The 13,405-nt window shown below is 63.9% G+C and carries 12 protein-coding genes; 10 read left to right on the top strand and 2 right to left on the bottom strand.

What is annotated here, in order from left to right; translation table 11 throughout:
• Nucleotides 1-64 precede the first annotated feature (64 nt).
• A complete protein-coding gene (gene exaA / locus FPB55_RS13640; RefSeq protein WP_054905457.1) occupies nt 65-1,960 on the bottom strand; it encodes a quinoprotein ethanol dehydrogenase in 1,896 nt (631 codons plus the stop codon).
• 254 nt (nt 1,961-2,214) lie between these two features.
• Here exaA and pedF point away from each other — a divergent pair, with 254 nt between their 5' ends.
• The 10 genes from pedF (at nt 2,215) to FPB55_RS13590 (ending at nt 12,556) form a co-directional block, all read left to right on the top strand.
• Complete coding sequence (pedF, locus tag FPB55_RS13635) at nt 2,215-2,676, top strand: cytochrome c-550 PedF (protein ID WP_009682327.1); 462 nt, start codon at nt 2,215-2,217, stop codon at nt 2,674-2,676.
• A gap of 5 nt (nt 2,677-2,681) precedes the next feature.
• Nucleotides 2,682-3,557 carry a transporter substrate-binding domain-containing protein gene (locus tag FPB55_RS13630; RefSeq protein ID WP_054905455.1) on the top strand — a complete coding sequence of 292 codons (876 nt, stop codon included), beginning with the start codon at nt 2,682-2,684 and terminating at the stop codon, nt 3,555-3,557.
• 35 nt (nt 3,558-3,592) lie between these two features.
• Nucleotides 3,593-4,360 carry a quinoprotein dehydrogenase-associated SoxYZ-like carrier gene (locus FPB55_RS13625; RefSeq protein ID WP_009682325.1) on the top strand — a complete coding sequence of 256 codons (768 nt, stop codon included), beginning with the start codon at nt 3,593-3,595 and terminating at the stop codon, nt 4,358-4,360.
• A 38-nt stretch (nt 4,361-4,398) separates the two neighbouring features.
• Nucleotides 4,399-5,331 (top strand): quinoprotein relay system zinc metallohydrolase 1, encoded by a 933-nt coding sequence (locus tag FPB55_RS13620; RefSeq protein ID WP_115294305.1) that lies wholly within the window; start codon nt 4,399-4,401, stop codon nt 5,329-5,331.
• Nucleotides 5,332-5,573: 242 nt separating this feature from the next.
• Nucleotides 5,574-7,361 (top strand): PQQ-dependent alcohol dehydrogenase PedH, encoded by a 1,788-nt coding sequence (gene pedH, locus FPB55_RS13615; RefSeq protein WP_144188429.1) that lies wholly within the window; start codon nt 5,574-5,576, stop codon nt 7,359-7,361.
• A gap of 119 nt (nt 7,362-7,480) precedes the next feature.
• Complete coding sequence (locus FPB55_RS13610) at nt 7,481-9,001, top strand: aldehyde dehydrogenase family protein (protein WP_125854650.1); 1,521 nt, start codon at nt 7,481-7,483, stop codon at nt 8,999-9,001.
• A gap of 258 nt (nt 9,002-9,259) precedes the next feature.
• The gene (pqqA, locus tag FPB55_RS13605) at nt 9,260-9,331 is read left to right on the top strand and encodes a pyrroloquinoline quinone precursor peptide PqqA (RefSeq protein ID WP_003243383.1); all 72 of its coding nucleotides are present in this window, start codon (nt 9,260-9,262) and stop codon (nt 9,329-9,331) included.
• Between the two features lie 52 nt (nt 9,332-9,383).
• Nucleotides 9,384-9,656: a pyrroloquinoline quinone biosynthesis peptide chaperone PqqD gene (gene pqqD / locus FPB55_RS13600; protein ID WP_029885144.1), complete on the top strand. Its 273-nt coding sequence runs from the start codon at nt 9,384-9,386 to the stop codon at nt 9,654-9,656.
• Between the two features lie 88 nt (nt 9,657-9,744).
• Nucleotides 9,745-10,908: an alcohol dehydrogenase-like regulatory protein ErcA gene (ercA, locus tag FPB55_RS13595; RefSeq protein ID WP_009682320.1), complete on the top strand. Its 1,164-nt coding sequence runs from the start codon at nt 9,745-9,747 to the stop codon at nt 10,906-10,908.
• On the top strand, nt 10,892-12,556 hold the full coding sequence (locus FPB55_RS13590) for a NahK/ErcS family hybrid sensor histidine kinase/response regulator (RefSeq protein WP_115294306.1): 1,665 nt from the start codon (nt 10,892-10,894) through the stop codon (nt 12,554-12,556). The genes ercA and FPB55_RS13590 overlap by 17 nt, the downstream gene beginning before the upstream one ends.
• Nucleotides 12,557-12,658: 102 nt before the next feature.
• On the opposite strand, the gene FPB55_RS13585 is transcribed toward FPB55_RS13590, so the two are convergent.
• Entirely contained in the window at nt 12,659-13,381 is a 723-nt protein-coding gene (locus FPB55_RS13585) for a proteasome-type protease (RefSeq protein ID WP_029885142.1), read from the bottom strand.
• Nucleotides 13,382-13,405: the final 24 nt, after the last annotated feature.

Genomic DNA, 13,405 nt, shown 5'->3' with positions numbered 1-13,405 from the left:
CGTGGGTGTAAGCACCAGGTGAAGGGGCCGCAACGCGGCCCCGGGTATACGCCACCTCAGGCGATCACCGCTGGGCGGTCTTGTTGTCCCAGCTCGGGATCTTGAACACCCAGAACGAGCCACCCTGGGCAACGGGCTTGGTCAGTTCGGCCATGTCGCCACCCCACAGCGGCACCGCACCGCCGTAGCCGACCGTCACGCCGATGTACTGCTCGCCATCCTGCTCCCAGGTGATGGGCGGGGATACGATGCCGCTGCCGGTCTGGAACTTCCACAGCTCCTTGCCCGTCTTGGCGTCGAAGGCCTTGAAGAAACCATCGCCGGTGCCGGTGAACACCAGGTTGCCCTTGGTTGCCAGCACGCCTGCCCACAGTGGCAGGTGCTCTTTGTGTTCCCACACCAGTTTGCCCGTGGTCGGGTCCATGGCGCGCAGGGTGCCGACGTGATCGTCGTACATGCGCTTGATGCGGAAGCCCATGCCGAGGTAGGCCGAGCCTTTCTTGTAGTTCACTTCCTCGGTCCAGTATTCCTCCTTCCACTGGTTGCCGGGGATGTAGAACAGGCCGGTGTCCTGGCTGTAGGCCATGGGGTTCCAGTTCTTGCCGCCGAGGAATGGCGGTGAAACCTCGACTGGCTTGCCTTTGGTTTCACCCGGCAGCGGCTTGGCCGGGCGCTGGCCGGGGTTTTCCACCGGGCGCCCGGTCTTCAGGTCGATATGGCTGGCCCAGGTGATGTTGTCGACGAAGGGGAAGGCGTTCTGCAACTTGCCATTGTTGCGGTCGACCACATAGAAGAAGCCGTTGCGGTCGGCGTGGCCGGTGGCCTTGACCACCTTGCCGTCCTTGCCTTTGTAGTCGAACAGCACCAGTTCGTTGTTGCCGGAGAAGTCCCAGGCGTCGTTGGGGGTGTGCTGGTAGAACCACTTGACCTCGCCGGTGCTCGGGTCTACACCGACCTGGCCGGAGGTATACAGGCTGTCGTAGTCGTGCGGGTTGCCGTCTTTCGAGGTACGCGCCCAGGTGTTCCAAGGCCCCGGGTTGCCCGCCCCGACGATGATGGTATTGGTTTCCGGATCGAAGCTGGCGCTTTGCCAAGGGGCGCCGCCACCATGGCTCCAGGCTTCGACCTTGCCGGTTTCGGTGGTGGGGTCATCTGGCCAGGACGGTGCCTTGACGTCGCCGGTCGGGGTGCTGTCCTTGCCATTCAGGCGGCCCATGTGGCCCTCGACGAAAGGCCGCATCCACACTTCTTCCCCGGTGTCCGGGTCGCGTGCGAACAGCTGCCCGACCACGCCGAATTCATCCCCCGAGCTGCCGTGGATCAGCAGGACCTTGCCACTGGTCTTGTCCTTGATCAGCACCGGCGCGCCGGTCATGGTGTAGCCGGCACTGTGGTCGCCGAACTTCTTGTTCCAGACCACTTTGCCGGTGTGTTTGTCCAGGGCCACGACCCGCGCGTCGAGGGTGCCGAAGTAGATCTTGTCACCGTAGATGGCAGCGCCCCGGTTGACCACGTCGCAGCAGGGGCGAATGTTGTCGGGCAGGCGGTGGTTGTAGGTCCACAGGCGTTTACCGGTCTTGGCATCGAGGGCAAATACCCGTGAGTACGACCCTGTCACATAGACCACACCGTCGCTGACGATGGCCTGCGATTCCTGGCCGCGCTGCTTCTCGTCGCCGAACGAGTAGGACCACGCCGGGGTGAGCTTGAACACGTTCTTGTCGTTGACCTGAGCCAACGGGCTCCAGCGCTGGGCATTGGTGCCCATGCCGTACTGCAGCACGTCGTTGGTGGTGAGGTGGTCGTTGGCGATGTCTTCCCAGGTGACGTTCTTGGTGGCAGGTGCCGCAGGGGGGGTGGCCGCTGTTGCCACGCTGCCCAAGGCCAGGCTACCGGCCATCAGCAGCACGCGCACGCTCAAGGCCAGAGGGGAAAGGGCGGGTAGCGATCTTATTGTCATGGTTGCAGTTCCCAGTGGAGGTTTTGGCCTGCACAGGGTGGGCCGCCGGTGCGCTCTACGGATACGGAAAAAATCCCGCCATTGCCGGGAAGAGTTCCCGGTCGGCACCTCATTTGGCCGTTCGCCACAAGCCCTACTACCAAGGGAGGAAGGCGCGACCACCAAAGCAGCATTCGGCCGTATGCCGGGTGTTTTTAAGATGGCGACACGGCCTCTGTGGTTGAGGCTTTGCGTGCAATGGTGAGGGCATAACAATGACAACAAAACGCAATGTGTGGCTTGCTGCAGGCTTGTTGGCCGGCGCGGTAATGACCGGTACGGCCTGGGCCCATGGCAATGTAGTCCCACAGGCGGTAGAGACCAAGGGGCTGACCCCAGTCAAGGACGCTGGGGTGAGCCTGGACGCAGACGGCTGGGCGGCGGTCAACCCTTACCGTAGCTCGCCGGAACACGACAAGGCAGTCGAGATCGGCGCCTCGGCCTATAACCAGAACTGCGCGGCCTGCCATGGCCTGGAAGCCAAGTCTGGCGGCATTGCCCCGGACCTGCGGCTGCTCGATGCCGGCGACGCCGGCGATGAATGGTTCGTCGAGCGTGTGCGCCATGGCGCGGTGCGCGACGGCCGCGTGTACATGCCGAAAATGGCCGACTACCTGAGCCAGGAGGCCTTGTGGGCGGTGCGCACATACCTGGACAGCGTGCACGTCGAGGAGTAACGGCCATGCGCCTGATGGCGGTGCTGTTCAGTGCCCTGTTGCTGTGCTGTGCGGCGGCCCAGGCGCAAGTGCGCAACTACGACACGATCATCGCCGCCGGGGAGCTCAAAGTAGCGGTGTACAAGGACTTTGCGCCTTACAGTTTCCAGGACCACGGCCAGCCGCGGGGCGTGGATGTGGACCTGGCGCAGGCACTGGCCGAGGCGATGGGCGTGCGCCTGAAACTGATCTGGGCGCCGCCTGGGGAAAAGCTCGACGACGACCTGCGGGACTACATCTGGCGCGGCAGCCCGCTGCGTCATCAGCAATTGGCAGACCTGATGCTGCGGGTGCCCTACGACCACGATTATGCGCAGAGGCGCAACGAGCTGGGCGAGCTGGAAAACGCCCAGGTGGTGATGTTCGGCCCGTATCAGCAAGAACGTTGGCAGGTGGCCTATGACCGCCGCCGGTTGCCTTCGGTGGCCAGTGTCGCGGTATTCCAGCAGCACCCGATTGGGGTAGAGGTCGACAGCGTGCCGTCGTTCTACCTGACCTCGGTGCTCAACGGCATGCTCAGCGCCAAGACCCACCATTACCCCGGCGTGCAGCAAGCCTTCGCCGCCATGCAGGCCGGTGAGGTAGACGCGGTGATGGCCATGCGCGGCGAGGTCGACTGGCAACTGCATGAGGCCGCGAACCCACAGCTGGCGTTGGCGGAAAATGCGTACCCCAACCTGGGCAAGCAGGCCTGGGACATCGGCATGGCCGTGCATGAAAGCAACCGGCAGTTGGCCTATGCGGTCGAGGAGGCGCTAGAGGTGTTGATACGGGAGGGGCGCATGCAGGCGATCTATGCCCAGTACGGGCTGCGTTACCAGGTGCCGGACATGTACCAGTAGCCTGGGCTCGGCAGCCCGGTAAATGGGAGCGGATCATGAACCTCAAAGCAACCTTGCTGTTGGCCTGCTGGCTACCTTGGGCAAGTCAGGCCCTGGCCAGCGAGCCGCGTGCCAACCAGGACCCGGTGCCCTCGGTGATGTGGGACTTCTACCACAAGCAACTGCTCGACCAGGCAGCGTTCGTCTTCGATGAGCGGGTCAAGCTGCTGGCTCCACCTTTTGCCGAGGACGCACGCCAGGTGCCGTTGGAAATCGATGCCCGCGCGTTCACTGGCGAGGTGGTGCGCATCATTGCCTGGGCCGAACTCAACCCGCTGCCGCGCATTGTCGACTTCCAGCCCGGCGAACGGGTACTGCCGTGGTTATCGCTGCGTATCCGTATCGAGCAGGCCACACCACTTCGCGCGGCGGTGCTCACGCGCGACGGCCTGTGGCACGTGGGCTCGACCCTGATCGATGCTGCCGGCGGTGGTTGTACCGCCCCCAGCGTGGTGCGCACCCAGCCCGGCTGGGAAGAGCACCTCGGCGAGGTGCTGGGGGGCCGCTACCCGCGTGGCGACAGCAGCCGCCTGCGCCTGCAGGTGGCGCACCCGATGGACAACGGCCTGGTCAGTGGCATTCCCGAGTTCTACCTCAACCATGCCGAGTTGCAAGGCGCCGATGGCCAGCGCCTGGCCAGCCTGACGCTGTACCCGGCGGTCAGCGAGAACCCGAACCTGAGTTTCGATATCCAGGGCCCCGGGCCGACCCGGCTGTTGTTGCAGGACAACAGCGGTAACCAGTTCGAGGCGGCAGTGCCTTGAGCGCGGTCGCCATCCACCCCTGAACCGAGGCGCCTGCCATGCGTTGGATCCTGCTGTTGCTGTTGTGCCTGGGCCTTCCGGCCCAGGCCAACCTGGATTACCGGCTCGCCCCCCGGCAGATTGCCGAGGGTACCTGGCTGCTGGAGGGCAGTACCGACAATTTCGCCAAGGCCAATGGCGGCAACGTGGTCAACACGGCCTTCATCGTGACCGACGAGGGGGTGGTGGTGATCGACAGCGGGCCGTCCAGACGCTATGGCGAGGCCTTGCGCCAGGCGATTGCCACGGTGACCGACAAGCCGGTGCTGGAAGTGCTGCTGACCCATCATCACCCGGACCATGTGCTGGGCAACCAGGCGTTCACCGACGTGCCCATCGGTGCCCTGGCCGGCACCGCTGCGTTGTTGCGCGAGCAAGGCGATGCCATGGCGGAAAACATGTACCGCCTGGTTGGTGACTGGATGCGAGGCACCGAGGTGGTGCTGCCGACCCGGGTCGTGGAGCCGGGTGTGCGCGAGGTGGGCGGGCACCGCCTGCGCCTGCTCGGGCTACGCGGGCATACCGGTGCGGACCTGGCGATCCTCGATGAAACGACCGGGGTGCTGTTTGCCGGCGACCTGCTGTTTTATCAGCGTGCCCTGACCACCCCCAACAGCCCGGGCCTCGATGTGTGGCTGCACGACCTCGACACCTTGCAGGCGCTGCCCTGGAAGCAGCTGGTAGCCGGCCACGGGCCGCTGGCCAGTGATGCGCAACCGTTCTTGCAGATGCGCGACTACCTCACCTGGCTGGACAACCTGCTGCGCGACGGCGCCGCCCGTGGCGACGATATGGCCGAAATGATCCGCAGCCCGATACCCGAACGCTTCGCCGGCCTGAGCCTGACGCGCTACGAACTTATTCGCAGTGTCAGCCACCTATACCCGCGGTACGAACGCCAGCAACTTCGGCGGGTAGATAGTACGCCCTGAGCCAGACGCTACGGCGTGGGAGCGGCCATGCGCCGCGAGAGGGCGGCGCAGCAGCGCCGGCAATTTCCGCTGACACCAACCCAGGGGCCGCTTTGCGCCCCTTTCGTTTAAAAGGCAGCTGCTACCAAGGAACTAGAAATCTCCACACTGCGAGCAATTGTTGGCAAACACCCCGGGACCAAGAATTCCCGGCACACCGGGAAAATTTCCCGGGCACAACAAAAAAACCAAAGGTAGCCGACATGACCCGATCCCCACGTCGTCCCGCGTTCGCCGTGAGCCTGGTGCTCAGCGCCATGTTGCTGGCCGGCGCTGCCCACGCCGCCGTCAGCACTGAAGATATCCTCCAGGACCCGAAGAACTCCCAGCAGATCGTGACCAATGGCCTGGGCGTGCAGGGCCAGCGTTACAGCCCGCTGGACATGCTCAACACCAACAACGTGAAGGAACTGCGCCCGGTCTGGGCGTTTTCCTTCGGCGGTGAGAAGCAGCGCGGCCAACAGGCGCAGCCGCTGATCAAGGATGGGGTGATGTACCTGACCGGCTCCTACTCGCGGGTATTCGCCGTGGACGCGCGAACCGGCAAGAAACTGTGGCAGTACGATGCGCGCCTGCCCGATGACATCCGCCCATGCTGCGACGTGATCAACCGGGGCGTGGCGTTGTACGGCAACCTGGTGTTCTTCGGCACCCTCGACGCCAAGCTGGTGGCGCTGAACAAGGACACCGGCAATGTGGTGTGGAGCAAGAAGGTGGCCGACCACAAGGAAGGCTATTCGATCAGCGCCGCGCCAATGATCGTCAACGGCAAGCTGATTACCGGCGTGGCTGGCGGCGAGTTCGGTGTGGTGGGCAAGATCCAGGCCTACAACCCGGAAAACGGTGAGCTGCTGTGGATGCGCCCCACCGTGGAAGGCCACATGGGGTATGTGTACAAGGACGGCAAGGCCATCGAAAACGGTATTTCCGGTGGCGAAGCCGGCAAGACCTGGCCGGGCGACCTGTGGAAGACCGGCGGTGCAGCGCCGTGGCTGGGCGGCTACTACGACCCGGAAACCAACCTGATCCTGTTCGGCACCGGCAACCCGGCACCGTGGAACTCCCACCTGCGCCCAGGGGACAACCTGTATTCCTCATCGCGCCTGGCACTGAACCCGGACGATGGCACGATCAAATGGCATTTCCAGAGCACGCCACACGACGGTTGGGACTTTGATGGCGTCAACGAGCTGATCTCGTTCAACTACAAGGACGGCGGCAAAGAGGTCAAGGCCGCTGCCACTGCCGACCGCAACGGCTTCTTCTACGTGCTGGACCGCACCAACGGCAAGTTCATCCGCGGCTTCCCCTTCGTCGACAAAATCACCTGGGCCACTGGCCTGGACAAGAACGGCCGGCCGATCTACAACGAGGCCAGCCGCCCGGGTGCACCGGGCAGCGAAGCCAAGGGCAGCTCGGTGTTCGTTGCCCCGGCGTTCCTCGGTGCGAAAAACTGGATGCCGATGGCCTATAACCAGGACACCGGGCTGTTCTACGTGCCGTCCAACGAGTGGGGCATGGACATCTGGAACGAGGGCATTGCCTACAAGAAAGGGGCGGCGTTCCTGGGCGCCGGCTTCACCATCAAGCCGCTCAACGAAGACTACATCGGTGTGCTACGTGCCATCGACCCGGTCAGCGGCAAGGAAGTGTGGCGCCACAAGAACTATGCACCGCTGTGGGGTGGGGTACTGACCACCAAGGGCAACCTGGTGTTCACCGGTACCCCGGAAGGCTTCCTGCAGGCGTTCAACGCCAAGACCGGCGACAAGGTCTGGGAGTTCCAGACCGGCTCAGGCGTGCTCGGTTCGCCGGTGACTTGGGAAATGGACGGCGAGCAGTACGTATCGGTGGTGTCCGGCTGGGGCGGCGCGGTGCCGCTGTGGGGCGGCGAAGTGGCCAAGCGGGTCAAGGACTTCAACCAGGGCGGGATGCTCTGGACCTTCAAGTTGCCCAAGCAGTTGCAGCAGACCGCCAGCGCCAAACCCTGACCCCTACTACCAAATGACGAGAGCCCCGCTGCCAACGATGCATTCGCCTGGCAGGCGGGGCTTTTTACCATCGGCATATCGCCTGTCGTGGGACAGGCATTGACCTGCAGAGGCTCAGCATGATCTACGCACAACCCGGAACCCCAGGCGCCGTCGTTTCCTTCAAACCGCGCTATGGCAACTTCATCAATGGCGAGTTCGTGGCGCCCTTGGCTGGCCAGTACTTCACCAACAGCTCGCCGGTCAATGGCCAACCGATCGCCGAATTCCCACGTTCTAGCGCACAGGATATCGAGCGCGCCCTGGACGCTGCCCATGCCGCGGCTGACGCGTGGGGCAAGACCTCGGTGCAGGAGCGGGCCCTGGCGCTGCTGAAAATCGCCGACCGGATCGAACAGAACCTCGAAGTGCTGGCGGTTACCGAAAGCTGGGACAACGGCAAGGCCGTACGCGAAACCCTGAATGCCGACGTGCCGCTGGCCGCGGACCACTTCCGTTATTTTGCGGGCTGCATTCGTGCCCAGGAAGGTGGCGCGGCGGAAATCAACGAAACCACCGTGGCGTATCACCTGCACGAACCCCTGGGTGTGGTCGGGCAGATCATCCCGTGGAACTTCCCGTTGCTGATGGCCGCCTGGAAACTCGCCCCGGCGTTGGCGGCGGGTAACTGCGTGGTGCTGAAACCGGCCGAGCAGACGCCGCTGTCGATCACCATTTTTGCCGAGCTGATCGCCGACCTGCTGCCGGCCGGGGTGCTGAACATCGTCCAGGGCTATGGCCGTGAGGCTGGAGAGGCGCTGGCCACCAGCAAGCGTATTGCCAAGATCGCCTTCACCGGGTCGACCCCGGTGGGCTCGCACATCATGAAGTGCGCGGCCGAGAATATCATCCCGTCTACCGTCGAACTGGGTGGCAAGTCGCCGAACATCTTCTTCGAAGACATCATGCAGGCGGAGCCGGCGTTCATCGAGAAAGCCGCCGAGGGCCTGGTGTTGGCGTTCTTCAACCAGGGCGAGGTGTGCACCTGCCCGTCGCGTGCGCTGATCCAGGAGTCGATCTACGAACCGTTCATGGCCGAGGTGATGAAGAAGGTCGCCAAGATCAGCCGTGGCAACCCGCTGGACACCGAAACCATGGTTGGCGCCCAGGCGTCGGAGCAGCAGTACGACAAGATCCTCTCGTACCTGCAGATTGCCCGGGAGGAGGGTGCCGAATTGCTCACTGGCGGTGCTGCCGAGCGCCTGCAGGGTGACCTGGCCAGCGGCTATTACATTCAGCCGACCCTGCTCAAGGGCCACAACCGGATGCGCGTGTTCCAGGAAGAGATCTTCGGCCCGGTGGTGGGGGTGACCACCTTCAAGGACGAAGCCGAGGCCCTGGCGATTGCCAACGACAGCGAGTTCGGCCTGGGGGCCGGCCTGTGGACCCGCGACATCAACCGTGCCTACCGCATGGGCCGCGGCATCAAGGCCGGCCGGGTATGGACCAACTGCTACCACCTGTACCCCGCGCATGCGGCATTCGGTGGCTACAAGAAGTCGGGTGTGGGCCGAGAGACGCACAAGATGATGCTCGACCATTACCAGCAGACCAAGAACCTGCTGGTGAGCTACGACATCAACCCGTTGGGCTTCTTCTGACCCCCTGATGAACCTGCGCGGTTGGCGCAGCGGCCTGTTGTCGCGGCCAGGCTGCGCAGCCACCCTCATTGCTGTAGCGGTGCAGCGAATGCCAGGCCGCCTGCCCAGGCGCCCTGGCTGGCCTGATGGCAATGTGTGGCAACCCCGTTGCTACCAATGCACCCGGCAAACTCGTTCCAAAGTAGCATTCGCCCTCACCACCGCCCATGCATTAATGCCTCTACCGGAATCGCCCGGCACAAGAAGAGGACATGCCCCATGTGGACCAAACCCGCCTACACCGACCTGCGCATTGGCTTTGAAGTGACGATGTACTTCGCCAACCGCTGATGCCTGCCCGGCCACCGTCAAGGTGGCCGGATCCCCACGCCCGGTGCCTGCCGTGAAACTGATCGACCGCCAGCAGACACTGGCCCTGGCCAAGGGCTTGCGGCTACGCTGGGACCCGTTGCAGGCATGCCATGTGCTGCTGTACCCCGGGGGCGTCATCGAGCTCAACGCCAGTGCCGGCTGGGTGCTGGAGTTGCTGGACGGCCAGCGCAGTACGGCAGCGATCATCGACCAGCTGGCACAGCGTTTTCCCGGGGTTCCCGGCCTTGGCGAGGACGTACTGGCGTTTCTTGAGGTGGCCCGCGCCAAGGCGTGGATCGAATGATGCCTGTGCCGCTTTGGTCTGGTTGCTTTCGCCGCGGGATGCTTTACGCTGGCGGTTATCTTCCAGAACAATAAGAACAGGCTTTACGATGAGCCAGAGTTTCAGCCCCCTTCGCAAGTTCGTTTCGCCTGAAATCATCTTTGGTGCCGGCTGCCGACATAATGTGGCCAACTACGCCAAGACCTTTGGTGCGCGCAAGGTCCTGGTGGTCAGCGACCCTGGGGTGATTGCCGCTGGCTGGGTGGCCGACGTCGAGGCCAGCCTGCAGGCGCAGGGTATCGACTATTGCCTGTACACGGCCGTTTCGCCCAACCCCCGGGTCGAGGAGGTGATGCTCGGCGCCGAGATCTACCGGCAGAATCACTGCGATGTGATCGTCGCGGTCGGTGGTGGCAGCCCGATGGATTGCGGCAAGGCCATTGGGATCGTGGTCGCCCACGGGCGCAGCATCCTCGAGTTCGAGGGCGTGGACATGATTCGCGTGCCCAGCCCGCCGTTGATCCTGATCCCGACCACCGCCGGTACCTCGGCCGATGTGTCGCAGTTCGTGATCATCTCCAACCAGCAGGAGCGCATGAAGTTCTCCATCGTCAGCAAGGCGGTGGTGCCCGACGTGTCGCTGATCGACCCGCAAACCACGTTGAGCATGGACCCGTTCCTGTCGGCTTGTACCGGCATCGACGCGCTGGTGCATGCCATCGAGGCGTTCGTGTCTACCGGTCATGGCCCGCTGACCGACCCCCATGCGCTGGAAGCCATGCGCCTGATCAACGGCAACCTGGTGGAAATGATCGCCAACCCCGGCGACATTGCCCTGCGCGAGAAGATCATGCTCGGCAGCATGCAGGCGGGGCTGGCGTTCTCCAACGCGATCCTGGGCGCGGTGCATGCCATGTCGCACAGCCTCGGCGGTTTCCTCGACCTGCCTCATGGCCTGTGCAATGCGGTGCTGGTCGAGCACGTGGTGGCGTTCAACTACAGTTCGGCGCCCGAGCGCTTCAAGGTCATTGCCGAGGTCTTCGGCATCGACTGCCGCGGCCTCAACCACCGGCAGATCTGCGGCCGCCTGGTGGAACACCTGATTGCCCTGAAGCACGCCATCGGCTTCCATGAAACCTTGGGCCTGCACGGGGTGCGCACGGCCGATATTCCGTTCCTGTCGCAACATGCGATGGATGACCCGTGCATCCTCACCAACCCGCGCGCGTCGAGCCAGCGAGATGTCGAGGTGGTCTATGGCGAGGCCCTCTGACGAGCAGCAGCGGGCGCTGGCAGGGCTGCTAGGCCTGGGCGACCACTCGGCGCGTAAAAGCCACTACCCGGAATTGTCTGCCCGGCTGGATGAACTGGAAGCCGAGCGCAACCGCTACAAATGGCTGTTCGAGAACGCCGTGCACGGCATTTTCCAGGCCAGCCTGCAGGACGGCATGCGTGCTGCCAACCCGGCATTGGCCCGTATGCTCGGCTATGACGACCCACAGCAAGTGCTGTTTTCCCTGACCGACCTGGCGACCCACCTGTTCGATGGCGGTGCGCAAGAGCTGCAGGCGATTACCGCGATTCTCGCCCGGGAGCACAGCCTGCATGGCTATGAAACCCGGCTGCGGCGCAAGGATGGCAGCCACCTCGACGTGCTGATGAACCTGCTGCTCAAGCCCGGTCACGAAGGCCTGGTTGAAGGCTTCGTGGCCGATATCACCGAGCGCAAGCAGGCCCAGCAGCGCCTGCAACAGCTCAATGACGAACTGGAGCAACGGGTTGCTGCACGTACCGATGAGCTGATCGAGGCGCGCGATGCTGCCGAAGCCGCCAACCGCAGCAAGGACAAGTACCTGGCCGCTGCCAGCCATGACCTGCTGCAACCGCTGAACGCCGCGCGCCTGTTGATCTCCACCTTGCGTGAGCGGCCGCTGCCAGATGCCGAACATGTGCTGGTGGAGCGTACCCACCAGGCGCTGGAGGGCGCCGAAGACCTGCTGACCGATTTGCTGGATATCTCGCGGCTCGACCAGGCTGCGGTCAGGCCCGATGTGGCGGTTTATCGCCTGGATGAGCTGTTTGCGCCTTTGATTTCAGAATTCCGCTCGGTGGCCGATGCCGCGGGCCTGAAATTTCACGCCAGGGTTGCCGATTATGCCGTCAGCACGGATCTGCGCTTGCTGACGCGCATTCTGCGCAACTTCCTCAGCAATGCCTGCCGCTACACCGACGAGGGCCGCGTTCTGTTGGGGGCAAGGCGCCGCGGCGAACACTTGCGCCTGGAGGTATGGGACAGCGGGCGCGGCATCGCCCAGGACCGTTTGCAAGCCATATTCCTGGAGTTCAACCAGCTGGACGTTGGCCGCGCAGCGGACCGCAAGGGTGTAGGCCTGGGGTTGGCCATTGTCGAGCGGATCGCCAAGATTCTCGGCTACCGGATCGAAGTGCGTTCGTGGCCGGGGCGTGGCTCGGTGTTCAGCATCGAGGTACCGCTTGGCCAGGCGCTGCCGCCGCTCCTGCAGCCCACGCTGCCCCAGCCCACTGCCGGCAACCCGCTGCCGGGCCGTCGCCTGCTGGTGCTGGACAACGAAGTGAGCATTCTCGAAAGCATGGGCGCGTTGCTGGGGCAGTGGGGCTGCGAAGTGGTCACCGCCACCGATCAGCAGGGTGCCTTGCAGGCGCTTGAAGGGCGCGCCCCGGAGCTGATCCTGGCTGACTTTCATCTGGATCACGGCGTGGTGGGCTGTGAGGTGGTGCGGCAGTTGCGCGAACATTACGCCAGCGCCATACCCGCGGTCATCATCACGGCCGACCGCAGTGACCAGTGCCGGCGCTCGTTGCGCAAGCTTGGCGCACCGTTGCTGAACAAACCGGTGAAACCAGGCAAGTTGCGTGCGGTATTGAGCCAGTTGCTGGGCTGAGGGGCATGAGGCGTATTGGGGGGCGGCACCGCCCTTTGAGGGGGCGGGCTGATCCACGAAAAGGCCGGGCCTGCTGGCCGGGATTTCCCGGCCATTCCCCCATCAGCCATACGGCGGCGCCGGCAGCTCGGCCAGCAAGGTTTTCAGGCCTTCGCCCCACTGCCGGCGAATCTGCTGGTAATAGGCATCGTCGCTGGCGATGCGGATGGGCTGCGGTGCCTCCAGGGCATCGGCTCGGTACACCAGCAAGTCCAGCGGCATGCCTACCGACAGGTTGCTGCGGATGGTGGAGTCGAACGAGATCAGGCCACAGCGCAACGCCTCATCCAGCGGGGTGCGGTACTCCAGGTTGCGGTCGAGTATGGGCCGCCCGTATTTGCTTTCCCCCAACTGCAGGAAAGGCGTGTCGCGCGTGGCCTGGAAAAAGTTGCCTTGGGCATAGACGTTGTAGATCGCCATCGGCCCGCCCGCAATCTGGCCACCGACGATGAACGAGCTGCTCAGGTCGATACCGGCCGTCAGCTTGCTGCGGTCGCGGCACACCACCTCGCGCAGGGTATCGGCCACCAGCACGGTGGCATCGTAGAGCGTGGCGACATTCAGCAGGTGCGGGCCGCTGCCCTGGCTGCGTTGCTGCAGCAGGTTGACCACTGACTGCGAGGTTGCCAGGTTGCCCGCCGTCTGCAGCACGATCAGGCGCTCACCGGGTACGCTGAAGACGAACAACTTGGCAAAGGTGGAGATCTGGTCGATACCGGCATTGGTGCGTGAGTCGCTGATGAAAACCAGCCCGTCTTGCAGGTGCATGGCGACACAGTAAGTCATGCAAGTTCCCTTGTGTGGCAGAGG

This window comes from Pseudomonas sp. BJP69 (assembly GCF_007633355.1).
Lineage (GTDB): Bacteria > Pseudomonadota > Gammaproteobacteria > Pseudomonadales > Pseudomonadaceae > Aquipseudomonas > Aquipseudomonas juntendi.
This window is presented reverse-complemented; position numbering and strand designations above follow the sequence as displayed.